The organism is Paenibacillus larvae subsp. larvae (assembly GCF_002003265.1).
Taxonomy (GTDB): domain Bacteria; phylum Bacillota; class Bacilli; order Paenibacillales; family NBRC-103111; genus Paenibacillus_H; species Paenibacillus_H larvae.
The window spans coordinates 3,973,928-3,999,793 of sequence record NZ_CP019687.1; the positions used below are offsets into that span (position 1 = coordinate 3,973,928).

Consider the following 25,866-nt stretch of genomic DNA (forward strand, 5'->3'; position numbering starts at 1 on the left):
AACAGCCTCGCTAAAATTAAAAATACAGAAAGGAGGAACACTGTAAATATTGAACTTACCATAGCTACAACAGTCATCTGATTATGAGTCAAACTGATACCTTTAGTAATTGCCTCATTGAAAATTTCTGATTTTCTTGCTGTAGAGTTTATAACTATGGTAGTTAAAATGTTCAAAAAAAAGGATCAAGAAGAATGCTGTCTTATATTTTTTCATTTTTATTAACTAACCCCTCTCAAAAATAGCAAATTTTCAAAGCTTCAATTAAAGCAGCAAAAATCAGTAACACATTAGAAACAAGATAGGTTTTTAAAATCTTTTTTTTGTTCTTTAGAATGGATTCATTTCTAAATACAATTTTTAACATTTTTGTTGAAATAACAAATGCTATTGAGAGTAATAACATGGTGGAAAGTGTTTCCGGGAGGAAATGTGGATATGTAGTTATTGCAGCAATAAATCCTTCTTTCTTTAAAATAAAAACAAAGCTTTCTCCAAAAACAAAATATGTGGTTATTACAGGAATTGCAGATACAACATAGAAGAAGATAGAGCAAAATATAATAATCAAACCAATGGAAAAATTGTGAAAGAAAATTTGTAAAAATGTCTCAATGAAATTTAACCCATCAAAACTTTTAATTTTGATTTGACTTATATCTTCGAAAAAATATCCGTAAATAAAACCTACTAAAATACTTAGACCAATTAAGAAGATGGCTACTTTATGTTCAACAGAAATATAAGCTTTCATATTCACCTCACCAAAAATCTTTTTTTCATGGTTGCTTCTATGTAAGTAGGATGAAATCTTTAATCACACATACCAAATCGTTGAACTTATTCGGAGTCAGAGACAAAAATTTAGAATATTCATATGACACATATATGAACTTATACCATATATATACATTTATAGTCAACATTTTACATGAAAATAACTTTTCCTAAGCTTCCCTGTTGGATAGTATCTGCTTGTGATGTGATATTTGAGCAAATTCCAACAGGTTAGCTTAACCATTTTAAGATGTGTAAACATGTCGACTAATGTAAGTAGAGATTTGGATACTTTTCTAATGAGAGGGAAAAACGGAATTTCGGAACAAAGTAAACAGATCATTCAGGACTTTATTCATGCTCTTACCACCCACGAAGATTTGAATCCTAAAACACTAAAAGAGTACGCAAGCGATCTAAAACATTTTATCGGTTGGTTTGGACAGCCAATCACCAAGAAGAAAAAATCGTATTTCTCCAACATTATCATACAACGATGATTTACGTCAAGGCGACTCGTTCAGATCTGCAAGCTGAAGTCGAAAAAATAGCTTGGCGATGAGAGAACAGAAAATAAAAAGCCGACATATGCGAGGCAACTTCAGTAGAATGTTTTCGCTCCTTTTTAATTCTCCTAGTAATGATAATATTCCCTCGTAGGGACAAATTACCTTAGAAGCTGTAACGGTGTCTTTGCTGAATATTCTTGGAGGGGATACAACAAATAAAAGATGTTACGAAAACTTTTGATCACATTTTTGCAGTTACGAATTTTCAAAATACTCATTAGATTACTATCGATTGCTCACTATATATAGAAAAAAGACAAACTCTCTAAGGTGAGAAGTTTGTCCTAAAACTTTATTCGTTCTCTCTTACATCTTTGAATATGGTTGTGAATGTAACATCCAAGTGATATCGTATTTATCAGTAAATGTCCCCATTTTACCACCCCAAAATTGCTTTTGTAAAGGCATGGTTACATTTACTTCTCCAGATTCTACCACTCGATTATATAAATCAATCATTTTCTGTTCATCTTCTGAATCTTCACTATTGAAGTCAATCAGCATGCTAACGAATTCATTTGGTGTAATTTTACGTCCAAAACTATATGAACAAAGAATTAAATTTCCTTCAATAGAAAAAGAACCATGCATTGTAGAATGTTCAATCTGATTTTCTGGAATATTAAATTGTTTTGCCATCTCTTTTCCCACAGGTATTCTGGCAAGATGAGTTGCTCCAAACACTTTTTCATAATAACTCATTGCTTCCTTTGCATTCTCAAATGCAAAATATGGTGATAACTTAGCCATTCTTTCTTAAATAATTTAATAAACAATAGTAATTTACTTCTATAAGTATACTTTTTTTCGTTCTACTAAGCTAATGTTAAACCCTTCCACAGTACAGGTTCGTTTTTTTCAAAATTAGGGCTTGATCCGGAATGTTCAGCAAGCCCTGATTTGGAATAGACATGTCAGGGGCTTTTTTCACCATCTTTTTTGAAGGAATTGATCAGTAGGCCGAAGAATAGGTATCCTACCTACGGCCTCAGGCGGAGGGATCATGCATCTCTTTGCTTGCCGTGGAAACTTCCTCCAGGATAAGCTAAACTGTATTTGTAAAAGATGGCTTGTATACAACCAGGTTCAGCAAAGGAGAGAGTTTCGTGTATAAAATCTTTTTACTGCTCGGCAGCATCAATGCTTTTTTATCGGTGGCCCTTGGAGCTTTTGGAGCCCATATATTGAAATCCAGAATCCCGGCTAATATGCTTGCGAACTATGAAACCGGCGTCCAGTATCATATGGCCCACGCCCTGGGTCTTATTTTAGTCGCTATTCTGGCGGATAAACTCGGGCAGGGCGGGCTTATTACGTGGGCAGGATGGGCTCTTTTCATCGGTATTATTTTTTTCTCGGGAAGTTTATATGTCATGGCTTTAACAGGTGTAAGAACCTTGGGTGCCATCACTCCGATTGGCGGAATGGCTTTTCTGACAGGATGGATATTATTGGCAGTGTCTGCATTCAGATCATAAAGAAGGATTTTCCAGAAAAGGCAGCGAAATTTAGACATAATGAACAAGCATTTATCTTTTGAAAGGGACGTCAACCATGACACATTTCAGAAGCCATCATCCTTGGGAATACCATGAATACGGCAAATATCGCGGATTGGACCAAGATTCCCGACGGGAAGAAAGTCATGGAAAGCTGGATGAGCTGTTCAAACAGTCTTTTGACCAGGCGGCTACCGGTTTCGCTGTGCTAACCCCCCAGGGGAAATACCTGATAGTCAATCAGACATTATGTGAGATGCTTGGTTACTCCGAATCTGAACTTCTCACTTCTTATTTCCAAATGTTCTCCTATCCCGATGACCTGCATCAGGACCTGATCTATCTGAAAGAGATGCTTGAAGGAAAGCGCACTTGTTATCAGATGGAGAAGCGCTGCGTGCATAAGTCGGGGTCTTTATTATGGGTACTTTTAAGTGTATCCGTGATCAGGGATGGACAAGGGAAGCCTCAATATCTGGTCTCCCAGATGCAGGATATCACGGCCGGGAAAAAGATGGAGAAGCAGCTCTTGGACGAGCAAAAAAGGTATCTGGCCTTGCTGGAATATATCCCAGACATGATCTGTTTTTTGGATTACACAGGAAGACTTTGTGATGTAAATCCTGCTGCAGTCAAGCTGACCGGATACTCTGAAGAAGAACTTACCTCAAACTTTTTCCTCCGTTTTATCGTGCCTGAAGAGTGGGATCGGGTATGGAATCTTCTGGAAGAGGCTAAAGGATACCGAGTAAGTGAAGGCGAAATACATATCATGCATAAGGAGGGGCACCGGCTTATCATGGAGGCCCGTGCAATTCCGATTCATTTTGAAGGGCAGCAGGAAGGGGTATATTTAATAGCCAGGGATGTTACTGAACGTAAAAAAACGGAAGAACTGTTCCGAAAATCGGAAAAGCTGACTGTAATCGGACAAATTGCAGCCGGAGTGGCTCATGAAATTCGTAATCCCCTTACTACGCTGAAAGGTTTTATCCAGCTTTTCCACGCAGGAGAAGAGGGGAAACAGGAATATTATGAGGTTATGATGGGAGAGCTTAACCGGATTGAACTGATAATTACGGAAATGCTTGTACTGGCCAAGCCTCATATGTCCCATTTTCAGCCAAGGCATATTGACAAAATCATTCAGAATGTCCTCATCCTGCTGGATACAGAGGCAAAACATAAAAACATACGAATTGTAGTTGCGGGAGAAGCAGATTTGGCACCGGTTCTTTGCGAAGAAAACCAGCTTAAGCAATTATTTATCCATCTGCTGAAGAATGCAGTAGAGTCAATGGAACATGGGGGGAAAATATTAATTCAAATCAGAGGGCACGGAAAAGACCGCATTTGTGTAAGAATTACGGATCAGGGTTGCGGAATCGCTCCGGAGCAAATGCACAAGCTGGGTGAACCGTTCTATACAACAAAAGAAAAAGGTACAGGCCTCGGCATGATGATCAGCTACAAAATCATCGAAGATCATCAGGGTACCATGGAGATTGAGAGTAAAATGGGAGAAGGAACAACAGTCAGCGTATATTTACCCATAATGACAGAGTAGGGCCGTAAGGGGGACATCATGTAATGAACGGGTGGCAAGGAGAGCAAACGGGAATGCTTGAGCCTATATTTGTTACAATCCGCTTCCTAATCGGCATATGTGATGCCGCCGGAAACTTTACCCGGATTAATCCGGTAATGGTGGACATGCTGAATTATATGAAAGATAGGAACAGTATACAAGCTGATATTTCCTATCATAAAAAAAGCAGAAGCCCAGACATAGTACAGGCTTCTGCTTTCCTCATTTTCAACGAAGCTTTCGAAAAAAGCCGTTCCGTTTGAAAAGAAGGGAAAGAACGTACCTTCTTTCGCGCCAGAGTGGGAATTTTAGCTCAAAACCATTCCTTCAATTTCACTTAAGGAGAAAAGGTACACTTTTTTTCATCAACATGATAAACCGAAATATTCCTCTTGCTTTAAGGACGGTTAATCTGATCAGGGAATTATTCCGAATCAGTTCCTGAATTTGCTGGACAACAGCAGATTCCTCTTCTTCCTCCTGTTTTTTTTGCGTGTTTAGCTCAATTAACTTGCCAAGTTCCATACCGTTTAGAATTCGGTAGTCTTTAATTCCCTTCTGGTTCAAAAGATGAACCAATGTTTCCAAAGCGAGTCCGTTGGTCTCTTCTTCGATGAGAATTTCGACAGTGAATAAGTGCCCCTGCTTTGTTGTTGTGTGCTGCGTTCCCATAAAAACTCCACATACCTCCACATACGTAAATCATTATTCCTTAACGGTATAAGTATACTCCTTAGCTGAATTAACTTCATATGTATGCCAAAACCGAATAGATCAGCGTTCTGCATAAATTCTGAGCTATGAAAGGATTCGACTGTATAACTATATCATGAAAATAAGCGGAGGGGGTACTGAAGTTTCCGCTTTTGCGGAACTCTGCCCCGGCCGCCCGCATATACTGCGTGAGAGAGACTGCATAGAGGAGTTGGCATAAGTATGATGAAAGTGGAACCTATTCAAATCGGAGGGCATACCGCAATCGCCATTGAAGTTCATTTGCCAAAAACAAATTTGCTAATCGTAACAACTGATAACGGATACATTATGTGCGGAGCACTGGATGTAGCTTTACTAAATGAGCGATTGAGAGACAGGGAAATTATAGCGGCAAGAGCTACAGGCGTTCGTACCATTCACGAGCTGCTTGACTCTCCCCTGGAATCGGTAACCCATACTGCTGAGAAGTTGGGCGTCTGCCCGGGGATGACGGGACGAGAAGCTATTTTGCGAATGATTGGAGCGGAATAACAAGTTAAGACGGAGTCCGGATAACGGGCTCTTTTTTTGTAACCCTGCTGACTTTATTCACGATAACTACAGGAGGCCGATTACCTTGGAAGGGGTTGCGGAACTAGGCAGCTGCAGCGTATTTTCCGGGAAAAGGCGGAGATGACTTTCAGCCAGTATGTCGAAAGTTACCGGCTGCAATGTATCCGGGAGGAACTGGTACGGAGCAGCAAGACGCTCGAACAAATTGCACTGGAAAACGGATTTGCTACAAGTAATTATTTGCACTATGTCTTTAAAAAAGCCTATGGAGTAACACCAATGCAATACCGGAGGTATAAGGAGTGTATTATATAGCCAAAAAACGCAGCCGTATATCGCGGCTGCGTTCTAAAAAATAGGATTAAACCCGGGCAGGGATGAATTGTTTTGCCATTTCTACTGCTTTTTCTTTGGATTCTTCCAAAATGGTAAGAGCTTGATCCGGGAATGCGGCTATGCCTTCTACGTTCAGCTCGCTGTAGTCTGTAATACCGATAAAAGCGAGTGCCGCTTTCAGGTAAGGATTAGTAAATTCCAGTGCGGCTGCAGGGCCTTCAGAGTAAACGCCGCCGCGGGCTTGGATATGCAGAGCTTTTTTACCGGTCAACAGGCCTTGTGGTCCGTTTTCGGTGTAACGGAACGTTTGTCCGGCGATAATTACGTTATCCAGGAAAGCCTTGAGTAATGGAGGGAAGCTTAGATTCCACATTGGAGTTACAAAAATATAGGCATCCGCAGCTTTAAATTGTTCCAGCACTTCGTTCATACGGGTGATGATGCGGGATTCTTCCTGAATGAGTTCTTCCCCTGTACGAAGCTTGTCCCAAGCACCCAGGACAGTGGCATCAATAAAAGGAATCTCTTCTTTAAACAAGTCCAGGTGCTGAATGTTAAGTTCCGGATGTTCGGTTTTCAATGTTTTTACGAACTGATCTCCAACTTGAAGCCCGAAAGACTCGGAAATGGCTTTAGGGTTAGCCGTGATGTACAAAATGTTGTTCATACTGTTTCCTCCTATACATGTTATAATAAAAAGTTATTTACTAACTTTATGTAAGATACAAGAATTATCATACGACGCACACTTACTTTTGTCAAGTAGCTTTCCAAAAAATAAAACGCACCTTGTTCGGCACGTTTAAGATAACCTTGATTGAAACAATTTACGCAAGCCCTCTTTATAATTTCCTTTAACAATTCCTTTTTCCGTGATAATGCCGCTTACGTAGTCATGGGGTGTAATATCGAAAGCAGGATTATATACTTTCACACCCCGTGGAGCAGTCCGTTTGCCAAAGCCTTCGGTAATTTCTTCAGCGATACGTTCTTCAATCGGAATATCGGCCCCTGTCGGTGTGGAAAGGTCAATGGTGGACAATGGGCACGCTACATAGAACGGAATTTCATGGGCCCTGGCCAAAACCGCCACACTGTACGTGCCGATCTTGTTGGCCACATCTCCGTTGGCGGCTACCCGGTCTGTCCCGACGATTACCGCCTGGACCCAGCCTTTAGCCATGATGGCGCCAGCCATATTGTCGCAGATGAGCGTCACATCGAGGCCTGCCCGCTGGAGTTCCAGCGCCGTCCCGTATTTAGCTGTGGCGAGAGCGCCCGCATTACAGTGGGTGAGGACTCCCATGCCATCCGTAAACAAGGTGAGGGCATGCTCACCGATCCGGCGGTTGGTATCCTCATCCTCTTTGTGAATGCGGACCGCTTCTGCCAGCAGCGATTGTTTCATCGCCTGGACCGTGATACGCTCATCGACGGCGAAGGCTTCTGCACGGCGCTTCATGCGGTCAAGCGCCCAGAACAAATTCACAGCGGTAGGCCGTGAACCCGCCAGCAGGATGGCATGTGCACGCAATACCGCCAGCAGCTGCCGCTTTGCATCATCTTCAGCGGCATCTGCTCTGGCTTGGAAATCCTTCATGCCAAGATAAACCCCATAGGCCGCGGCGATGCCTATGGCCGGAGCCCCCCGTACGGCAAGATGGCGTATGGCTTCTGCCACTTCCTCCGGAGTGTGAAGCCTCAAATAAACGACTTCTTCGGGAAGGAGCCGCTGATCAAGCAAAGCTAAATGGTCTCCTTCCCAAGTGAGGGAAATCAGGGGAGAACACGCTTCCGTTGTAATAGACTGCATAAGTACACCATCCTTTCTTCTAGTTGTTTGCAGTATCCAGGGAGCCGTCCAGGGCCGCTTCCGCAAAATCAATCAACTGCTCCACGGATGTAATACGGCGATTCTGTTTAATTAGGGATGTTCCAATGGCCAGAGCCATGCGCTGGGCGATTCCGCGTTTCCTGTCATCCTCAATCCCGTCAATGTCTGCAACATGCGCCAGGCCTACGATTCTCCGGACCATTTTGCAGCCGGCAAAGCCTGCTGTATCCTGAAGCAGCCGTTCCATATACCAATCCTGATAACCTGGTGTTTCTGCCATTCGATCTACCGTCTGAGTATTCCATAAATGACGGAATTTACGGTCCAACCGGTTCCATAACCCGCGAACGGTTTCCAACAAATAAGTTCGGAATACGATCCTTCCGGCATCCTCCTTACACCAGGCTTCTTGTCCGGCGAAATTAAGTAAAAGGTTGGCGATTACTGCTCCAATATCAAAACCCATGGGCCCGTAATAAGCGAATTCAGGGTCAATAATCTTGGTTGAGTCAGGTTTAATGAAAATACTTCCTGTATGAAGGTCCCCGTGAAGCAGGGCTTGGGCATGGGTAAGAAAGGTTTGACGAAGGATAGCTGCTTCCATATGAAGTTCGCGGTCTCTCCACAGGGCCTGCACTTCTTCGGCCAGTCCTGGCTCGAATTGATTATTAGGAGAATCAGTATAAGGATCATCAAATATTAGATCCTCTGTGATTTTGCACAATTCCGGGTTAATGAAGGCTTTAACCAGTTGTTTCTTTTCCTGCTGATGCATTCCAAAGTCAGAGGTGAAAAACAAGGTATGAGCGAGGAAGTCAGCAATATGCTCTGCAAAAAGGGGATAGCTGTTGCCGTCCATCAATCCTTTCCGCATAATCGTGTAGTCACTTAAATCTTCCATTACGGTCAAGGCCAGTTCCGGCTCATAGACATATACTTTCGGTACAAGGTCCGGACATAAGCGTCCTTGCAGTTTTAATGCTTCACTTTCAATGCGGGCTCGGTCCAAAGTAAGAGGCCAGGATTCTCCAACTACTTTGGCATAAGGAAGCGCTTGTTTAACAATGATGCTTTTTCCGGAAATAGTGTCTTTTACCTGAAACACCAGGTTCAAATTTCCATCTCCGATTTCCGAGCAGGCCAGATTTGCTCCGGCTTCAAAAAACTGCGGGATGCTCCGGGCATAATCAATGGCTTCCCGTTCCGTAAAAGGATGATAAGTACTCACCTCGAACCTCCTTTATGACGTCTTTCACAGCGCCTTATTTTTCATACTGGTAAAATAAAATGACGGTGGAGCCTTGTTCTTTTTTGTCCAGTATAGACCAAAACCAATTCCCTTGAAATACCATTTCTCAAAAAAATGGCGCAATGCATAAAGAAATTCCTGGAGCGCAATCTAAGAAAGGCAGTACATAAGATTTTATTAAATGAGGAGGAATTTGGATGGCCACTGCAACGGCGAGTTCTGTAAAGCAAATGTTGAATAAGCAATTGTCCAACTGGAGTGTACTGTATGTGAAACTTCATCATGTTCACTGGTATGTGACAGGACATCATTTCTTTGATTTGCATGAAAAATTTGAGGAATATTATGACGAGGCTAACGGCTATATTGATGACTTGGCTGAAAGACTTCTGTCAATCGGGGGCAAACCGGCATCCACAATGAAAGAATATTTGGAACTTGCTTCCGTGAAAGAAGCTGGCGGCAATGAATCTCCCGACGAAATGGTCCGGATTGTTATCCGCGATTTTGAGACTATTATTCAAGAAAGTAAGGCGGGAATGGAGACCGCAGAGAACGAGGGGGATGAAGGTACCTCCGATATGCTCCTCGGCATTGTTTCTTCCCTGGAAAAACACTGTTGGATGCTTAAAGCTTATCTGGCATAAAAATAGGATTGAATAGCCCTTTCTTTCCAATATGGAAGAATGGGTTATTTTTTTATACTACAATGACAAAAACAGGAGAACGGTTTTATCTTGTTTTCTTATTTAGTATAATGAAAAGATCGGCTGGATGTAAAAAGCATCATTCATAATTAGGGAAAATGAGGTGTTGCTATGCGAGCTTTTCCCATGGCATTGAAGGAATGGGCTGTAGCTGTTAAGGCCCTGGAACAGGGAAAACAGATTTTGATCCTGCGAAAGGGAGGAATTCGTGAGGAAACCAGGAAATTTCAGGTTGAATCCGATTCCTTTTATTTATACCCGACTTACGAACACCAAAAGAAAGGGCTTCTCAAAAAAGAATACCGGCCGGATTTGGATAAAACGCTTGAAGGATGGACTCCGGACCAAAATGAGGTGCAAATCGCCAGTTATGCCAAGCTGGAAAAGGATATTCTGCTTGAAGATGAAGCTGATGTCAGCCGGTTGTATTCCTCTCATATCTGGACCGAGCGTTTTGCCGAAGAAAGGTTGAGATGGAAACCGAAACAACCCCTTCATGTACTTTTTTTGAGAATCTATAAATTGGACGAACCTTGGGTCCTTCCTGTGGACGATTCTTATTTGGGATGCAAGTCATGGATTCAATTGAAGAAAAAGGATGAGGAGAAAAAAAATGGTCCCTGTGCTTAGTAATGAGGCTTTTGAAGCACGTGTAAATGAGATAATGGCTGTATTGAAGTTTTAAATTATGAAAAGCGTGATAAATGTTACAGAAAAATCACCCGATTGGCGACTACTTTCCGCAAGATTCGCCTTTTATGTTGGTTTACTATATATTATAATCATGGTATGTTATTGAGAATCACTGAGAATCATTTTAGAATGATTACTATATAACATTCGAACTTGATGGAGGGTACACAGTATGTCAAATGCACCTAAATTGACAATCGAAGGCCTCAAGGCCACAATTGAAGGCAAAGAAATTTTGAAAGGGCTGGATTTGGAAGTGAAAGGCGGGGAAATCCATGCTATCATGGGCCCGAACGGAACTGGTAAATCCACCCTTGCTTCCACATTGATGGGGCATCCTAAATATGAAGTAACCGAAGGTTCAGTTACCTTGGACGGAGAAGATGTACTGGACATGGCGGTAGACGAAAGAGCACGCGCCGGCCTGTTTTTGGCCATGCAATATCCAAGTGAAATTGCGGGTGTAACGAATGCTGATTTTCTGCGCAGTGCAATTAATGTCCGCCGTGGGGAAGGCAATGAAATTTCCCTGATCAAATTTATCCGCCAATTGGAAGCGAAAATGAAAGACCTTGAAATGAATCCGGAATTTGCCCATCGTTACTTGAATGAAGGATTCTCCGGCGGGGAGAAGAAACGGAATGAAATTTTGCAAATGATGATGCTTGAGCCAAGAGTGGTTATCCTGGACGAAATCGACTCCGGCCTTGATATCGATGCTCTTCGCATTGTCGCTGAAGGTGTGAATGCTCTCCGCAGTGAAGACCGCGGTTTCCTGATCATTACCCACTATCAGCGCCTGCTTAACTATGTGAAACCGGACTTTGTTCACGTGATGATGCAAGGACGCATTGTGAAGTCCGGTGGTCCAGAACTGGCAGAACGCCTGGAAAATGAAGGTTATGATTGGGTGAAGGAAGAGCTTGGCATTGAAGACGAGACGGTAGGCCAAGACGCTGATGAATTCAAGGTGCCAATGAACACCTCAGCGCCTAAGTTAGACTAATCTTAGCGATAAAATAGCGGCATTACATTGCTTTCCTTAAGGAAAGCCAATTAGGAGGAAAAACGACATGACAACTGAAACCATCCTTCCAATTGACCGCAATTCCGTCCTCGAAATGTCAAGGAGCAATCAGGAACCTGAATGGGTGACAAGCCTTCGGACCGAAGCATTGGAACTTGCGGGCACTTTGGAGTGGCCGAAACTTGAAAAAATGAACATTACCCGTTGGAATCTCAGTTCCTTTGGTACTTATACGACGGAAAAGTCCATAACTTCTATTGAGCAGCTTCCTGCTTCCGTTAAAGATTTGGCAAGTGTGGACAATGTGCTGGTTCAGCGTAACTCGGGTATGGTTTTAAATCAATTGTCCGAGGAATTGGCTGCAAAAGGTGTTATTTTCACTGATTTGCAAACGGCTCTAAGCAAGCATGAAGAGCTGATTAAACCTTACTTGTTCCAAGCTGTGAAGAAAGAGGAACACAAAGTTGCCGCACTTCACGCGGCATCCTGGAGCGGCGGAGCTTTCCTGTACGTACCCAAAAACGTAAATCTGGATGTTCCGCTTCAAGCTCTTTTTCTGAGTGATGACGCGAAAGCCTCCTTCTCCCCCCATGTACTGATCGTGGCAGAACCAAACAGCAGCGTGACGTATGTGGAGAATCTGGTCTCTGAACAGGCCAAGGATTCCCTGGTACAAACCGGAATCGTTGAAGTGTTTGTAAAAGAAGGGGCCAAAGTCAATGTCGCATCCATTCACAGTCTTGGCAAACATGTGATAGACCTGACTTACCGCCGTGCCGTTCTGGAAAATGACGGGCAGATCAACTGGATTGTTGGAGACCTTAATCATGGAGACTCGGTGTCCGATACTACTTCCATTCTGAAAGGGAATGGTTCCAATTCGGATACGAAAATAATTTGTGTCGGAACCGGTGATCAGAAGCTGAACCTGACTACCCGTGCCGTTCACTTCGGTCTTGATTCAAACAGTGATATGATTACCCGTGCCGTAATGAGAGACGAGGCATCGGCAATTATCAACGGCATTACCAAAATTGAAAAAGGGGCTACCCGCGCGAACGGACAGCAGACGGAAAAAGTTCTGATGCTCAGTCCAAAAGCACGTGGTGATGCCAACCCGATTCTGCTTATTGATGAAGATGATGTTAAAGCCGGGCATGCTGCAAGTGTAGGGCAGGTTAATCCTGAGCAGGTCTTCTATATGATGTCCCGCGGAATTAGCCGTGAGGAAGCAACCCGCCTAATTATCTATGGTTTTCTTGCACCGGTTGTTTCGGAAATTCCGATCACCAAAATTGAAGAGCAGCTGTCTCTTCTAGTAGAGAGGAAGTTAGGCCAATGATTGGGGCTGAAATCCGTAAATTGTTTCCGATTCTGAATCAGGAAATGAACGGGCACCCGCTAGTTTATTTGGATAACGGGGCCACTTCACAGAAGCCGGTTTCAGTGCTGGATGCGTTGAAGAAATATTACGAGTGGGATAATTCCAATGTTCATCGCGGTGTGCACACACTTGGTTCCCGTGCAACCGATGCCTATGAAGGAGCACGCTCGAAGGTCGTCCGATTCATTCATGCCAAATCAGAGAAAGAAATAATCTTTACTCGCGGTACAACTTCTTCCATTAATCTGGTGGCATCCGGTTATGTTCGTGCCCATTTGCATGAAGGTGATGAAATTGTCATTACACCAATGGAGCATCACAGTAATCTGATTCCGTGGCAGCAGGCTGCCAAAGCTACCGGTGCTACACTCAAATACATCCCCCTCCAGCCTGACGGAACCATAAGTCTGGAGGATGTGGAAAACACCATTACCGAACGGACGCGTTTCGTCTCTGTGGTTCATATGTCCAACGTGCTCGGATTGGTCAATCCGGTGAAGGAGATTGCTGCTATTGCTCATCGTTACGGGGCGGAGATTCTCGTTGACGGAGCACAAAGTACACCTCACATGAAAGTGGATGTGCAGGATCTGGACTGCGATTTCTTTGCCTTTTCAGGACATAAGATGTGTGGGCCGACCGGAATCGGGGTATTGTATGGAAAGCAGACCTTACTGGAACAAATGGAACCTGTCGAATTCGGCGGAGAAATGATCGATTTCGTTGATCTTTATAATTCCAGCTGGAAAGAGCTTCCGTGGAAGTTTGAAGGTGGTACACCCATCATAGCAGGAGCAGTGGGACTTGCTGCTGCCATAGATTTTCTTGAAGATATCGGCATGGAAGTGATCGATGTTTACGATCGCAAACTAGGGACCTACGCCTACGAACGCCTTTCGGAAATTGAGGGACTGACTGTATACGGTCCTGTCCGGAACAGGACCGGGGTGATCACCTTTAATCTTGGCGATGTGCATCCTCATGATGTGGCTACAGTCCTGGATTCGGAAGGTGTCGCTGTCAGAGCGGGCCACCATTGCTGTCAGACGCTGATGCGCTGGCTGGATGTAACGGCAACGGCCCGGGCCAGCTTTTATTTGTATAATACCGAAGACGACGTGGAACGACTGGTAAAGGCACTACTAAAAACAAAGGAGTACTTTGGTCATGCAATTGGATGATTTATACCGCAGAGTTATTATGGATCATTATAAGACGCCAAGGAACCGCGGCAGTTTTGAAGATGGGGATGCGGTTACGGTTCATTTGAATAATCCTACTTGCGGAGACCGAATTTCACTTCAAATGCAAATTGAAGAAGGAACGGTCAAGGATGCGAAGTTTACAGGAGAAGGATGTTCAATCAGTCTTTCCTCTGCTTCCATGATGACAGATGCGATAAAAGGGAAAACCGTGGAGGAAGCTCTTGATCTTGCGGATAAATTCTCCGACCTGATGAAGGGTGAACAAGTTGAATTTGAGTACGAAGATATTGAATCTTTGTCCGGGGTGAATAAGTTTCCTGCAAGGATCAAGTGCGCCACTCTTGCATGGAATGCACTTCGAAAAGGTATTGACGAGAGCCAGCATCACCACGACAAATAAAATGTTAAACAGGAGGTTAGAACGATGGCCAAAGAAATGCCTGAGCTTGGTGAATACAAATATGGCTTTAGGGATGAACATAAAGCTGTATTCCAAACCGGAAAAGGGTTGACGCCGGAAATCGTTACCGAAATCTCCAGAATGAAAGGCGAGCCTGACTGGATGCTAGAGTTTCGTCTTAAATCCCTGGAGCAATTTTTCAAAATGCCCCTTCCACGTTGGGGAGGAAATTTGGATGACCTGGATTTCAACGATATCCAGTATTATGTTAAGCCGTCCGAAAAACAAGGAAAAACATGGGAAGAAGTCCCGGCTGAAATTAAAGAGACGTTCGATAAACTGGGCATCCCGGAAGCCGAACAAAAATTTCTTGCGGGTGTGTCGGCTCAATATGAATCTGAGGTTGTCTACCATAGCATGCAAAAAGAACTGGAAGCACAGGGAGTTATCTTCACGGATACGGATACTGCCCTTCGTGAATATCCAGAGCTCTTCAAAGAATACTTTGGTACGGTAGTTCCTCCAACCGATAACAAATTCGCAGCATTGAACAGTGCGGTTTGGTCGGGAGGGAGCTTTATCTATGTACCGAAAGGGGTCAAATGTGAAGTTCCGCTGCAGGCATACTTCCGCATTAACTCTGAAAACATGGGACAATTTGAGCGTACGCTGATTATCACGGATGAAGACAGCTTCGTTCATTATGTAGAGGGATGTACTGCTCCTATCTACAGTACGAATTCTCTGCATAGTGCCGTTGTGGAAATCATCTGCCGCAAAAACTCCCGTGCCCGTTATACCACCATCCAAAACTGGGCACCTAATATCTATAACCTTGTTACTAAACGTGCGGTTGCTGAAGAAGGAGCCAACATGGAGTGGGTGGATGGCAATATTGGGTCCAAACTTACGATGAAATACCCAGCCGTTATTCTGAAAGGCCGTGGAGCGAAAGGTTCTGTTTTGTCCATCGCTGTTGCAGGAAAAGGACAACATCAGGATGCGGGAGCCAAAATGATTCACCAGGCTCCTGAAACAACTTCGACAATCATATCCAAGTCGATCTCCAAACATGGCGGTAAGGTAACGTACCGCGGACTGGCTTCATTTGGCCGTAACTCGGAGGGAGCCAAAGCGAATATTAAATGTGATACCCTGATTATGGATAAGGAATCCACTTCCGATACCATTCCTTACAATGAAATAAGGAATGATAACATTACCCTGGAGCATGAGGCTACGGTCTCTAAAGTGTCTGAGGATCAGCTGTTTTATCTGATGAGCCGGGGGCTGACTGAAGCGGAAGCTACACAAATGATCGTAATGGGCTTCATTGAGCCATTTACCAAAGAACTTCCCATGGAATATGCCGTTGAGATGAACCGTCTGATCAAGTTTGAGATGGAAGGCAGCATTGGGTAACAGCTTATAAACGTTGTCATACCAACGTTTATAAGCTGTTAATAAAAGTGAGATAAACGATTGTGCCGATTTCGTGCCGATTCAGATTTTTCTTTTGGTGTAGGAGGCGAACTTTTTGAGTTCGTCTTCTTCTATTTTCTCGGTGATATCAAGGTACGTGTCGGCGGTTGTCTTGATTGTTCTGTAGAAGGTGTTAAATAATTCCCCAGATAATTTTGAAATATGATCCATCCTCATTTTTTCTAAAAGGTTATTTTCAGACTGTTATTATCGTCTCGGCTTGTTTGTCGTTCAACGGTTAACTTATTACCTTCAATGTCTGTCCATTTTAATGCCAGGGCTTCGCTTATCCGTAAACCTGTTTGACTTAAAAAATACATAAGCATGTAATATAGTTGATATTCTTCAAAGCGCCGATGCTTATATGTCTTCATATAATCGAGCAATGTGTTCAGATCATCCAGCTCATAGTATTTTGTCTCTTTCTTTATACCTACGATGTCTTGGACGGGGACCCTTAACCGATCCGAAGGGGTTCTTCTCTAAAACCTCTAACTCATGAACGGCATCATGAAAAATACTTTTTAAAACGGAAAGATACTTCAGCCTGGATCCAAATGAATACTTCTCTCTTCCCTGTTCGTCTTTCATGTCGGCGTACTGCTGAAGCCAACGCTTAACCTCTGCGCGCCGGATCCGCATGATCCGTTTGTTTCCGAAATAAGGTATGATATGGAGCCGCACGATAACCTCCAACTGCTTCAAAGGTGGATTCCTTCGTAATGGCTTTTTTATATTCATACAGCCATTCATTCGCAACCTCATCAAACATCAAAATTCTATCATTCAACGTTTGGCCGTAGTAGATTCTCTCTTCAAATTTTCCCGCTTCGATTTCTGCTTCCTTTTTAGTCCGAAAAGTCCCTATACTAAATTCCTTTTCTCCGATCTTACTTCATGCGGGCTATATAGTGCTGGTAAGAGTGCAGTAAAGAAAGAACAATAACAATTAACCCGTGGTGCGTGGAAGTACCACCTATATAAAAGAGCCTTTGAGGAAGCACCTCAAGGCTCTTTGCTAATTTAATCACTTTTTCCATTGTTTTTATCAGGCTTAATTAAATCTAAAACAAACATAATCAAAGTAAATAAAACAGCATATATCAACATGTCAATAACTTCTACTCCTGTGTTTTTCTTTATAAAGAAAAAGTAGACAAATTCAATCACTAACGAAACAACAAAATAAATAATGTATCTCATCATCAGCCTCCATATGTTTTATTGACCGATACAACGCACACTAAACCATGCAAGGCTAGCTGCTAGGCCTATTACTCCTCCCTTGATTGCGTTTTTCCCTACTACCTTTATGACCTCAACAGCTAATTTATCCCATAATTTTTTTTCAATTAGTTCTTTCATTCCACCAGTTATAAATCCAATACCAGTAAAATCAATGATTTTATCTACAACACAACCAGTCCAGCCACTTAAAGTTCTTATTTCGCCGCCATTACCCTCATCAGTAACTGGAAGAGGAACACCTACTAAATCTCTCATGGATAAATCGCCATTAACGGCCTTTATAAAAGCTAAAATTGATGGCAAGTTTTCTTGACCAAACCTCTCTGTAGCTTTATTTGTATCCAATATATATTTTCCGTTTTCTTGTATAGAAGCAACTTCAAAAATAAATTGAAAATCATCAGCAATTTGATTTATTTGCGTTTCTTCTTCGTTTTGTACATCTGTTTTACCTTTTATTTCATTTGGTGAGCTACTGCTATGAGGAATGCTAACTATCTCATTCTCATTGCTTACATTATAGTCAGCATTTTTGTTATCTGATTGGACTATATCACCATTGCCTGTTACTTTTTGGTTAGCTTGTTCTTTCTCTTGTTCAGTTGGAATCGATCCTACTTCTGCATAAGCGCTATAGCTTGGTAAGATGAGTGTTGCTGATAAAGCTACCGACAGTACAACTGTAAAACCTTTTTTAAACATGTTCATTTCATTCGTTCTCCTTTTCCTAAAATATAGTGTCCACTTCAGCAATAATGCCGACGTTTCCACTTAACCATTATATAGTCTAAATTACAAAAAACTCCATGCTGGATTTTTTGAATTTGAAAAAAACTTTATAGAACCAGTTTCTGAAGCATAAACATTCATACATGGTTATTTTTCTCTTTTGTACAAATTTGCCAAAAAGTCCAAATGTGGTATTATGGAATTATATGGTACTAGGAGGGGTTGAAAAATTATGATAACCGGATTGCTTTGCGAGTTGAACTTGAAAAAGCCATAGCAGAAACTGGATGTACGTTATCAAGTCTTGCAGAATACGGAGGACTATCTATCGGTAACCTGAGTGCCAGCCTGCAGCATAAGGGAAAACTGCGGCCTATCACCATGAAACAATTAGATACGTTAACAGAAGCCTTAGGCTTACCCGAAGGACATTACTACGAATATTACCTTGCTGAGGTTTCCCATAACAACAAAGTTTCCATTCCCAGAATGAAATCCTCTATAATTCGCTGTGCCGAGCTGGGGAAAACCGACTTGATTATGAATGCGATCCATATTTTGGTGGAACATCCTAAGTACACCGAACTGCTTTTTTCTGTAGTAGAGGAATTGTATTTGAATGGTCTTGTTGAAGAGTCGCTTCTTTTTTACGAAGAAATCATTCAGGAAGAAAAGTACAATCACTATGATCGTTTGACCATCAGTCATTATCGAATTTTTAGAGCCACTATTGGATCTAATTTCGAAGAAAACTACAAAGCAGTGATTCTTTTGAAGACTTCCGTAAAAACCTCCCTGAAAATTTTTAGTTGGATGCTTTGTTAAAGCTATCCAAAGTTTGCCTCTCCCTTAAAAAATGGAATTTAACTGAGCAATTTGCCGATGAATTAAGAATACTTTCTACGATCAGGTACCAAGAAGAACTGCTGCTAATGAAAGAGGGCAAAACAGAACCATTGATAACAGAACGCCCTCTTGTTGTGTATTATGGTCAATCCTATCTAATAAAAAGTATTGCTCTATTTAAACAAGGTCATTATGAGAAAGCTAAACAATATATAGAAGGATACGAGGACCTTGGATGGTTTGAGATTTTAGACGAACAAGGAAAGAAAAAAGTAGACAAGTTTCGTTTGTGGGCAATAGCGAATAAATAACGTGTAGAACTACTTTTAGGGAATTTCAGCGTGCTTGATGAATACACAAATTATCTCACCGAACACCCTAACGAAATTTCTCTTGGTCTGCTGATGATTATACAATCTGCAAATGCATATGGATTTTGCATAGATCATATCTTAGAACAATTCCCTGGGTTTTCTTTAGAAAATGAGGAAAACGTTGTAAGGAATGAATATCATATTGAATTTCACTATGAGAAAGCGATTTATGAGTTTAATCAACAGTGTTTTTCTAAAGGATTGGAATCCATTTTATACTGTCTTGCCCTATGCATCGCCACAAAAAGATACTCTATGGCTTTATTTTGTGCAGCACAGTTTGAGCAGTATCAGAACAATGCTTCGGATTCCCAAAGGGGAAAATTTACAAACTTGATGAAAGAGGTGTTGGAGGTTGAAAAAATTTAAAAAGTGGCTGTTAAGTATTGCAGTAGTTGCACAATACTAGGAAGTGAAATTGCCCTCAATACGCCACAAGTTACCTCAAAAGGTTCTGCTGTGTCTGTTGCTATCATACATGGATCTGATGATTAAAAAATGTTTAGACCATGAGATTCAACTTTGTTCCATGAAGTTAAAAGACTGCTTTCCTGAAGTGACCCCTAAAAGTTAGATACGGTTAGTTCATTAGGCAACTTGTTGGGTTTGAGTTCGATATTGTATCGGACTCAAACCTTTTAATTTTGCCTTTAGCAGATATCTATGAGCTTGGACTTGCTGACATTTTGGTCAAGAAAGGTACTACTACAATCACTGGGGCAGATATTACAGACTTAAGACTGAATACGGCTTTGTGTGGTGTAGTCAACTCTCTTCTTCAGGCAGACACAACCGCAATCTTTAATCAGTTTCAAGATTGGTTTATTCGTACATCCAAGAAACATGAGCAAGAGATTACGTCAAGTTTAGAAGAATTTGAAGCCTTTATTTCAGAGCAAAAACAAAAGTACAGCAAAGATTTTGAAGAGTGGTTTTCAACAATCAAGGATGTTTTGGACGAGAATACAGCAGGTCATTTACTGAATTTAATTCAATCCAATACAGATGCGATTCACGAACTTTTTACCTCTGTCAGTGATGGGAAAGACAAAGTTGCTAAGGCCATTACTGACCAAGGAGTGCCCGCGGTAAAAGAAGACCCATTTAAAGACTTAGCAGCGAAAATTAGAAGCATTGATAACGGCATATTCCGATATATGTACAGCCCACAGAGCCAATCAAGAAAACGGGGTTTTGGATACAGGATGAGCAAAATGAAATTGAACATGTTGTGTATACAGATGTTTTTTCTGAATCTGGTGAATGGACAGCGGGGAAAGACATGCCAACGGCGAGAAGTGGTCTAACATCAAGCGTAGTCGGCTATAACATCTATGCGATAGGTGGATGGAAATATAACGTGGCTAGCAAACTAGAAATCTACAATACCATCACCAACACCTGGACAAAGAGCGCAGACATACCAACGAGAAGGGGGCATACGACTTTAAGCGCAGTTGGGAATAGCATTGGGAGGTCAGAAAGATGTTCAATGAAGACAGTATCTGTGTGACGTGTGGTGCAGGGCAGTGGTTACCCGGATATTTCCATACAGTGAAGTGCCTGATCTGCACAATCTTCGGGAAGAGGTCGGAAAGAAGCTTGAGAAAATGAAAGAAGAGTCGGTTAGCGCCTAAGGGCGTTATTTTTATGCTCAAAAACAGGAGGGGGACATATGGAAATTTCATTGATAAGTGAAAAAATATATGCTCATCTAGGAATTTTTAAAATTATAGTTGAAGTGTGATGAAAGAAAACAGGGGGAACCATGAATGGAGGAACAAATTTTTAATACAGCGCTAAATACCGGGATATTTGGTGCGCTGTTTATCTGGCTGCTTTTTACTACAATGAAGAAAAATGAAGTTCGGGAGAAGGAGTATCAGAAGACTATTAGCGAGAATCAGGAAGTCATTCGGGAGCAAGCTAAGTCTTTTAGCCTTCTTTCAAGTGATATTGCCGAGATCAAAGGGATTCTAAAAGGAAAACCCGGGGAAGGAGATGTTCAATGATGGAAATCAGAGAAATGCTAGTAGATCCAAGTAAATATGGCATCAAATGTCCGAGCAAGATGACACCAAAATATATTACGTTTCACAATACGGCTAATGATGCGCCTGCAGAAAATGAGATTCGCTATATGATTGGAAACAACAATGAAGTCAGCTTCCACGTTGCTGTGGACGATAAAGAAGTTGTTCAGGGCATTCCTTTTGATCGAAATGCATGGCACTGTGGAGATGGGAACGGAACAGGAAACCGTCAATCCATCGGCGTAGAAATTTGTTACTCTAAGTCCGGCGGCAGCCGTTATTACAAAGCAGAAGATAATGCAGCTATTGTTATTGCCCAGCTTATGAAACAGTTTTGCATTCCTATTGAGAATGTGGTTCCACACCAGCACTGGAGTGGTAAATACTGCCCGCACAGAATGTTAGATGAGGGAAGAATACCAAGCTTTATAGAGCGAATTAAACAAGCATATGAAGGAGAGGAAGACATGAATAGAACATTACAGTTGGAAGACTGGCAATGGAAACAGCTTTTTGACAATATGGGGAAAGCCTGGAATGCAGGGAAGTTTAGTGACTGGAATTGGATGGTTAAGATTGAAAATCGTTGTCTTACCGTTGATGAGCTGGCATGACTGAATAACCACATTTTGGCGAGCAGCCTGTAGGAGAGGTTTCGTTAACTAAAATATTCAGTATTAACTATGAGTTAACATGGTTTACTAAGTTAACTAAGGGAGGAAGTTATATGAATATAGAAATCACAGATGTTGTCATTGTTGCGGTCATAGTCGGTCTTGTTGAAATGGCGAAAGGGATTGGACTCCCGGTTCGTCTGGCCCCGGTTTTATCTGTTATGCTGGGTATCGCGGCAGGTATTGCATATATGGCAGTATGGGACATTAAAACAGGCATTTTGTATGGGATTATTTGCGGTCTTACATCATGTGGGCTATATAGTGCTGGTAAGGGTGCTGTGAAGAAGGAATAGTAATATACATCAACCCGCGGGCTTTGATATGCTTCCTTTGCTTCATCTGTCTATCTAAAGGAACATATCACATAGGCTTGCGGGTCTTTTTTTGTTGCCGATTTAATGGTAAAATTAACCGGGTATGCAAGAAATAATATTGGTGGTGATACAGTGAAAGTAACATTGCCTGAAGGCATTAACAGATTTTCGATGTATAAACTAATAAAGAAGATCGTTGATCAAGACCTTCGGCCAAAAATAAATCGATTTCATTGGATTTTTCTAATTTAACCCAGGAAATCATCAATACCTTTATCCATAATATCTTTCCACCAAAGCGTTCAGTGGTTAGATGAAACAATTAATTGGTTGGCGAGTATTTTATCAAAGCAAAAAAGTTCTTTAAGAGATATACATACATGTCTTGGGGAGATATTCAATAACATTAATGATCATTCCTCAGAGAACACAGGATGTGTTTTTGCACAGCATTATCCTCGAAAAAATATTGTAAGAATTGCAATATCTGATTTTGGGGTAGGCATCCCCTTTAACGTTCAAAAAATACATCCAGGTTTAAATGATTCTCTCTAAAGCCCCCTAATGAACTTGGACAATAAAGAGTGTGTATTGTTTATACTACAAGTGATAGGGGAGGATGAATAAATGAGACGAACGAAATATTCCAACGAGTTTAAGGTACAGGTTGTAAAGGAAGCTCTGGAAACCAGAAACAAAGCAGCCGTGGCAAGACGTTACGAGCTTGCCTCCAATATTGAGTCAGGAAAATGGGGAGTGATTTCGGTAGAGGGGATTTCCCCTCTGGAAACAAAGAAGTTGTCCCAAGAAAATGACCACTTAAAACGGCTGCTAGGGGAAAAAGATCTTGAGATCACTATTCTGCGTGACCTGGTAAAAAAGAAAAACCCTCACTTGCTGACAAAGTTGAAGTAGCCGAAATCTACATTCAACAGGGATACGCTATAACGCTCGTGATACGTTTGGTGAAAGTCCCACGTTCAACTTATTATTACATGAAAAATAAAAAAGTCATGAAGAAAACAGTTAGTGAGGGACGTTCAGCGCCAGGGTATTCCTATCAAGCGAATGGAACAAAAGTACCTGATGAACAGATTCAAGAATGGCTCATGGAACTGATTTCGTCAGATGGATTTGCTTATGGATACCGGAAGCTGACCGTTTGCTTGCGCCGAGAATACCAGTTACAGATCAATAAGAAGAAAGTGTATCGCCTATGTAAGAAGCTGGACATCCTGCTTCCACAACGACGGAAACCTGTTGTGTATCCACGAAAACTGGCTCGTAACCGAACGGTTACTGACTCCAACCAGCTCTTCGAAACAGACATTAAATACGGATTTATAGCAGGTGAAGAACGATTTTTCTTTATTCTGTCTTGCATAGATGTATACGACCGCTCGATTGTAGCCTTTCACATAGGACTGAGCTGCGAAGCAAAAGATGTTGCAAGTACACTTCAAAGTGCCTTGATGAAACGTCAGTTATTTGAAACTCTAGAAAAGCCCGTAATTCGCTCGGATAACGGACCACAGTTTGTTTCCCATGCCTTTCAACAAGCCTGTACAAGCTTCGGAGTGGAACACGAACGAATTCCACCAAAAACGCCGAATATGAATGCTCACATTGAGTCATTTCATCAACTTCTTCAAGATGAGTGTTTGGCACGGTACGAATTTTGATTTCGGTTCTATAAAAGTGGAAGAACGAATGCTTTTGGTTTTTACCCAGGTACACTTTTAGAGATTGTTTTCCGAAAGACACAATTGAGGAAGAAGAGGAGGAGGATTTTATATGGTAATTCAAATAACTGACCACGTAAACCATTGCGTTACTAATGCTGATGGCGACATAATCCGCAATCTGATTCTTGGTGAGCTGTTAAATGAGAATATTGTAACTGTTTCGTTTAAGAATGTACTTGGAGTTTCATCCTCTTTTATGAATTCAGCTTTTATTGCTTTGCTTGACGATGTCAGTTTCGAAGTAATAAAAAAACATTTGAAGATTGTTCATTCAACAAAAACAATAAACGATATGATGAAAAAGGGTTTTAATTATGAAGTGAATGAAAGAAAAAACTTAATTAAAGTATAGTACCTCGCCACGGTCTAGACCAATTTGTTCCTTTTATTAGTACAATATGGATTGCGGAACCTCCATTACAGAAAGAGCCTTAGAGGAAGCACCTCAAGGCTCTTTTACTTTCCCCTTGAACCCATTAATCAGCGGCCATACGAACCAGTCATTTGGTTGTTTTTTTGTTCTCCTTAACACAAACGGTCTGGTTGCAAAAATGGGTTCATTATTGGAGAATGGTTGCAAAAGCATGAAGAGGTGTGGGCCTGTTATTCAGGTTCACTCTTTTTTTGGTTTCGATACATTTTTTTCATCAATGGGTGAAAAAATCTATGTTTTTTTAGACATTTATAAAGTTATATTTTAAGTGGAAGCGAAAGGAGGTTGGTTGTAAAAAAACATAATTACTAGAAGAAGACATTAGAACAAAAAAAGATTACAGAAAAAATTTTGAAGAAAGGCGTGTTATTATGAATAAGAAAAATGAACAAGTTTTAGTTGAAAGCGAATTTGCTCCTTTAAAAAGAGTTGTTCTAGCGCAATCACAATATGGTGTTCCAATTAAAGAAAATGTAGAGAAAGAGAAGATTGAACTACCTGGTCCCCCTTCCAAATATATAGATATAGAAAAACTATATGGGAAGGATGTGGCAGAAGTTTATCCAGAATTGCAAAAGAGGTGGGAAGCTGAAAAAGAAAACCTTGGAAAAGTGCTAAAAAAATACGGAGTTGAAGTATTACGACCAAGGCTACTTACTGAAAAGGAAAAGAAAGATAGAAAAGAAGTTGGTTATACTAATTTCTTTGCAAGAGACCCTTTCTTTACTATAGGGCCATTTATCATTGAGGGAACAATGAAATTTGAACATAGAAAAGAAGAAGTTATGACTGTACGACATATTCTAGAACAGGAAGCTGAAAAAAACGAGTGTTTATATTTAGCTACGCCACAGGCAGATAGATCAGGTGAGTTTCATGAGAGGAAAGGGCCTTTTCTTGAAGGTGGCGATGTCTTAGTTCTGAACAAAGAAATTTTCGTTGGAACATCGGGGCTTGCTTCCAATCATAATGGAATAGTATGGTTAAGAAATTTTCTGTCAAATTTCGATTATACAGTCACTGAAGTCCCACTTCATCCTGAAATATTACATTTGGACTGTGCATTAAGTCTAGTTAGAGACGGATTAATGATTATTTGTAAAGAAGCATTTCTGGAAGGTATCCCAGAGTCTTTGAAAGAATGGGATAAAATAACTGTTCCTCTTGAAGATGCACAAAAATTAATAACAAATGGGCTACCTTTAAATGAAAAGGTATACGTAACTGACCCGGAATTTCAATCATCAGTAGGCGAGCAATTATGGGTTGATGTTGGCCATATTAGCCACAGCTGTAGTCATTACTTGTTTTATTATGGTAAAAGACGGAGCCGGAAAGTCAGAGCTTCAAATAACAAAGACGGGTGAGGTTCCAGGCGACATTATTTATACTTACGGGCATCCATTGAACTCACCAAGTGAAGTGGTTTGGATCAAGGATGGTCATTA

At 41.4% G+C, this 25,866-nt stretch carries 34 protein-coding genes and 1 pseudogene; 25 read left to right on the plus strand and 10 right to left on the minus strand.

Annotated features, from left to right (window positions below):
- Window positions 1-235: 235 nt before the first annotated feature.
- Window positions 236-754: a stage II sporulation protein M gene (locus tag BXP28_RS20625; RefSeq protein ID WP_023485366.1), complete on the minus strand. Its 519-nt coding sequence runs from the start codon at window positions 752-754 to the stop codon at window positions 236-238.
- A gap of 283 nt (window positions 755-1,037) precedes the next feature.
- Between BXP28_RS20625 and BXP28_RS20630 the strand changes: the two genes are divergently transcribed.
- A complete protein-coding gene (locus BXP28_RS20630) occupies window positions 1,038-1,277 on the plus strand; it encodes a hypothetical protein (protein WP_036656174.1) in 240 nt (79 codons plus the stop codon).
- Between the two features lie 375 nt (window positions 1,278-1,652).
- Here the strand turns inward: BXP28_RS20630 and BXP28_RS20635 are convergent, their stop codons facing one another.
- On the minus strand, window positions 1,653-2,096 hold the full coding sequence (locus tag BXP28_RS20635) for a VOC family protein (RefSeq protein WP_023485365.1): 444 nt from the start codon (window positions 2,094-2,096) through the stop codon (window positions 1,653-1,655).
- A 356-nt stretch (window positions 2,097-2,452) separates the two neighbouring features.
- Here BXP28_RS20635 and BXP28_RS20640 point away from each other — a divergent pair, with 356 nt between their 5' ends.
- The 3 genes from BXP28_RS20640 (at window position 2,453) to BXP28_RS20650 (ending at window position 4,696) form a co-directional block, all read left to right on the plus strand.
- Window positions 2,453-2,824: a DUF423 domain-containing protein gene (locus BXP28_RS20640; RefSeq protein WP_023485364.1), complete on the plus strand. Its 372-nt coding sequence runs from the start codon at window positions 2,453-2,455 to the stop codon at window positions 2,822-2,824.
- 76 nt (window positions 2,825-2,900) lie between these two features.
- Window positions 2,901-4,412: a PAS domain-containing sensor histidine kinase gene (locus BXP28_RS20645; protein WP_023485363.1), complete on the plus strand. Its 1,512-nt coding sequence runs from the start codon at window positions 2,901-2,903 to the stop codon at window positions 4,410-4,412.
- A gap of 23 nt (window positions 4,413-4,435) precedes the next feature.
- A complete protein-coding gene (locus tag BXP28_RS20650) occupies window positions 4,436-4,696 on the plus strand; it encodes a hypothetical protein (RefSeq protein WP_024093275.1) in 261 nt (86 codons plus the stop codon).
- A 70-nt stretch (window positions 4,697-4,766) separates the two neighbouring features.
- Here BXP28_RS20650 and BXP28_RS20655 read toward each other — a convergent pair whose 3' ends face one another.
- The gene (locus tag BXP28_RS20655) at window positions 4,767-5,105 is read right to left on the minus strand and encodes a hypothetical protein (protein ID WP_023485362.1); all 339 of its coding nucleotides are present in this window, start codon (window positions 5,103-5,105) and stop codon (window positions 4,767-4,769) included.
- 264 nt (window positions 5,106-5,369) lie between these two features.
- Here BXP28_RS20655 and BXP28_RS20660 point away from each other — a divergent pair, with 264 nt between their 5' ends.
- Both BXP28_RS20660 and BXP28_RS24705 read left to right on the plus strand, forming a co-directional pair.
- Window positions 5,370-5,681 (plus strand): YunC family protein, encoded by a 312-nt coding sequence (locus tag BXP28_RS20660; RefSeq protein ID WP_023485361.1) that lies wholly within the window; start codon window positions 5,370-5,372, stop codon window positions 5,679-5,681.
- Window positions 5,682-5,822: 141 nt separating this feature from the next.
- Window positions 5,823-6,017, plus strand: coding sequence for a helix-turn-helix transcriptional regulator (locus BXP28_RS24705; RefSeq protein ID WP_024093277.1), 195 nt, complete (start codon window positions 5,823-5,825; stop codon window positions 6,015-6,017).
- A gap of 46 nt (window positions 6,018-6,063) precedes the next feature.
- Here BXP28_RS24705 and BXP28_RS20670 read toward each other — a convergent pair whose 3' ends face one another.
- The 3 genes from BXP28_RS20670 to mtnK all read right to left on the minus strand — a co-directional run bounded on the left by BXP28_RS20670 (window position 6,064) and on the right by mtnK (window position 9,100).
- Window positions 6,064-6,705, minus strand: a complete 642-nt coding sequence (locus tag BXP28_RS20670) for an FMN-dependent NADH-azoreductase (RefSeq protein WP_023485360.1) — start codon at window positions 6,703-6,705, stop codon at window positions 6,064-6,066.
- Between the two features lie 135 nt (window positions 6,706-6,840).
- Complete coding sequence (locus BXP28_RS20675) at window positions 6,841-7,851, minus strand: S-methyl-5-thioribose-1-phosphate isomerase (protein ID WP_036656176.1); 1,011 nt, start codon at window positions 7,849-7,851, stop codon at window positions 6,841-6,843.
- A 19-nt stretch (window positions 7,852-7,870) separates the two neighbouring features.
- Window positions 7,871-9,100, minus strand: coding sequence for an S-methyl-5-thioribose kinase (gene mtnK, locus BXP28_RS20680; RefSeq protein WP_023485358.1), 1,230 nt, complete (start codon window positions 9,098-9,100; stop codon window positions 7,871-7,873).
- A 218-nt stretch (window positions 9,101-9,318) separates the two neighbouring features.
- Between mtnK and BXP28_RS20685 the strand changes: the two genes are divergently transcribed.
- The 7 genes from BXP28_RS20685 (at window position 9,319) to sufB (ending at window position 15,959) form a co-directional block, all read left to right on the plus strand.
- Window positions 9,319-9,768: a Dps family protein gene (locus tag BXP28_RS20685; protein WP_024093280.1), complete on the plus strand. Its 450-nt coding sequence runs from the start codon at window positions 9,319-9,321 to the stop codon at window positions 9,766-9,768.
- Window positions 9,769-9,939: 171 nt separating this feature from the next.
- On the plus strand, window positions 9,940-10,458 hold the full coding sequence (locus tag BXP28_RS20690; protein ID WP_235430698.1) for a DUF1802 family protein: 519 nt from the start codon (window positions 9,940-9,942) through the stop codon (window positions 10,456-10,458).
- 235 nt (window positions 10,459-10,693) lie between these two features.
- A complete protein-coding gene (gene sufC, locus BXP28_RS20695) occupies window positions 10,694-11,527 on the plus strand; it encodes a Fe-S cluster assembly ATPase SufC (RefSeq protein ID WP_023485355.1) in 834 nt (277 codons plus the stop codon).
- A 67-nt stretch (window positions 11,528-11,594) separates the two neighbouring features.
- A complete protein-coding gene (sufD, locus tag BXP28_RS20700; RefSeq protein ID WP_023485354.1) occupies window positions 11,595-12,890 on the plus strand; it encodes a Fe-S cluster assembly protein SufD in 1,296 nt (431 codons plus the stop codon).
- Window positions 12,887-14,113: a cysteine desulfurase gene (locus BXP28_RS20705; protein WP_023485353.1), complete on the plus strand. Its 1,227-nt coding sequence runs from the start codon at window positions 12,887-12,889 to the stop codon at window positions 14,111-14,113. The genes sufD and BXP28_RS20705 overlap by 4 nt, the downstream gene beginning before the upstream one ends.
- Complete coding sequence (gene sufU, locus BXP28_RS20710; RefSeq protein WP_023485352.1) at window positions 14,100-14,537, plus strand: Fe-S cluster assembly sulfur transfer protein SufU; 438 nt, start codon at window positions 14,100-14,102, stop codon at window positions 14,535-14,537. Before BXP28_RS20705 ends, sufU begins: the two co-directional genes overlap by 14 nt.
- A 24-nt stretch (window positions 14,538-14,561) precedes the next feature.
- Window positions 14,562-15,959, plus strand: a complete 1,398-nt coding sequence (gene sufB, locus BXP28_RS20715; RefSeq protein WP_023485351.1) for a Fe-S cluster assembly protein SufB — start codon at window positions 14,562-14,564, stop codon at window positions 15,957-15,959.
- 465 nt (window positions 15,960-16,424) lie between these two features.
- On the opposite strand, the gene BXP28_RS20725 is transcribed toward sufB, so the two are convergent.
- From BXP28_RS20725 to BXP28_RS20735, 4 genes are all read right to left on the minus strand, one after another.
- Window positions 16,425-16,703: a tyrosine-type recombinase/integrase gene (locus tag BXP28_RS20725; RefSeq protein ID WP_052304453.1), complete on the minus strand. Its 279-nt coding sequence runs from the start codon at window positions 16,701-16,703 to the stop codon at window positions 16,425-16,427.
- Window positions 16,636-16,791 carry a hypothetical protein gene (locus BXP28_RS24710; protein ID WP_235430699.1) on the minus strand — a complete coding sequence of 52 codons (156 nt, stop codon included), beginning with the start codon at window positions 16,789-16,791 and terminating at the stop codon, window positions 16,636-16,638. Before BXP28_RS24710 ends, BXP28_RS20725 begins: the two co-directional genes overlap by 68 nt.
- A gap of 251 nt (window positions 16,792-17,042) precedes the next feature.
- Window positions 17,043-17,222 carry a hypothetical protein gene (locus tag BXP28_RS20730; RefSeq protein ID WP_024093287.1) on the minus strand — a complete coding sequence of 60 codons (180 nt, stop codon included), beginning with the start codon at window positions 17,220-17,222 and terminating at the stop codon, window positions 17,043-17,045.
- Between the two features lie 18 nt (window positions 17,223-17,240).
- Window positions 17,241-17,975, minus strand: a complete 735-nt coding sequence (locus BXP28_RS20735; RefSeq protein WP_051428002.1) for a hypothetical protein — start codon at window positions 17,973-17,975, stop codon at window positions 17,241-17,243.
- Window positions 17,976-18,218: 243 nt separating this feature from the next.
- Here BXP28_RS20735 and BXP28_RS20740 point away from each other — a divergent pair, with 243 nt between their 5' ends.
- From BXP28_RS20740 to BXP28_RS20795, 12 genes and pseudogenes are all read left to right on the plus strand, one after another.
- Window positions 18,219-18,821 (plus strand): hypothetical protein, encoded by a 603-nt coding sequence (locus BXP28_RS20740; protein WP_023485349.1) that lies wholly within the window; start codon window positions 18,219-18,221, stop codon window positions 18,819-18,821.
- Window positions 18,806-19,153 carry a hypothetical protein gene (locus BXP28_RS20745; protein ID WP_077585193.1) on the plus strand — a complete coding sequence of 116 codons (348 nt, stop codon included), beginning with the start codon at window positions 18,806-18,808 and terminating at the stop codon, window positions 19,151-19,153. The genes BXP28_RS20740 and BXP28_RS20745 overlap by 16 nt, the downstream gene beginning before the upstream one ends.
- 30 nt (window positions 19,154-19,183) lie before the next feature.
- Window positions 19,184-19,585, plus strand: a complete 402-nt coding sequence (locus BXP28_RS20750; protein WP_023485348.1) for a hypothetical protein — start codon at window positions 19,184-19,186, stop codon at window positions 19,583-19,585.
- 275 nt (window positions 19,586-19,860) lie between these two features.
- A complete protein-coding gene (locus BXP28_RS20755; protein ID WP_024093291.1) occupies window positions 19,861-20,523 on the plus strand; it encodes a hypothetical protein in 663 nt (220 codons plus the stop codon).
- Entirely contained in the window at window positions 20,499-20,729 is a 231-nt protein-coding gene (locus tag BXP28_RS25415) for a Kelch repeat-containing protein (protein WP_024093292.1), read from the plus strand. Before BXP28_RS20755 ends, BXP28_RS25415 begins: the two co-directional genes overlap by 25 nt.
- Window positions 20,730-20,988: 259 nt before the next feature.
- Window positions 20,989-21,228 (plus strand): BhlA/UviB family holin-like peptide, encoded by a 240-nt coding sequence (locus BXP28_RS20765; RefSeq protein WP_024093293.1) that lies wholly within the window; start codon window positions 20,989-20,991, stop codon window positions 21,226-21,228.
- A pseudogene (locus BXP28_RS20770) lies at window positions 21,228-21,716 on the plus strand (peptidoglycan recognition protein family protein); the annotation flags it as partial. The gene BXP28_RS20765 and the pseudogene BXP28_RS20770, both read left to right, overlap by 1 nt.
- A 260-nt stretch (window positions 21,717-21,976) precedes the next feature.
- Window positions 21,977-22,219 (plus strand): hypothetical protein, encoded by a 243-nt coding sequence (locus BXP28_RS20775; protein WP_024093295.1) that lies wholly within the window; start codon window positions 21,977-21,979, stop codon window positions 22,217-22,219.
- A 648-nt stretch (window positions 22,220-22,867) separates the two neighbouring features.
- On the plus strand, window positions 22,868-23,155 hold the full coding sequence (locus tag BXP28_RS20780; protein ID WP_036655055.1) for a transposase: 288 nt from the start codon (window positions 22,868-22,870) through the stop codon (window positions 23,153-23,155).
- Between the two features lie 98 nt (window positions 23,156-23,253).
- Window positions 23,254-23,922, plus strand: a complete 669-nt coding sequence (locus BXP28_RS20785) for a DDE-type integrase/transposase/recombinase (protein ID WP_158442223.1) — start codon at window positions 23,254-23,256, stop codon at window positions 23,920-23,922.
- A 112-nt stretch (window positions 23,923-24,034) separates the two neighbouring features.
- The gene (locus BXP28_RS20790) at window positions 24,035-24,337 is read left to right on the plus strand and encodes an STAS-like domain-containing protein (RefSeq protein WP_023483374.1); all 303 of its coding nucleotides are present in this window, start codon (window positions 24,035-24,037) and stop codon (window positions 24,335-24,337) included.
- Window positions 24,338-24,789: 452 nt separating this feature from the next.
- Window positions 24,790-25,785: a dimethylarginine dimethylaminohydrolase family protein gene (locus BXP28_RS20795; protein WP_046655151.1), complete on the plus strand. Its 996-nt coding sequence runs from the start codon at window positions 24,790-24,792 to the stop codon at window positions 25,783-25,785.
- Window positions 25,786-25,866: the final 81 nt, after the last annotated feature.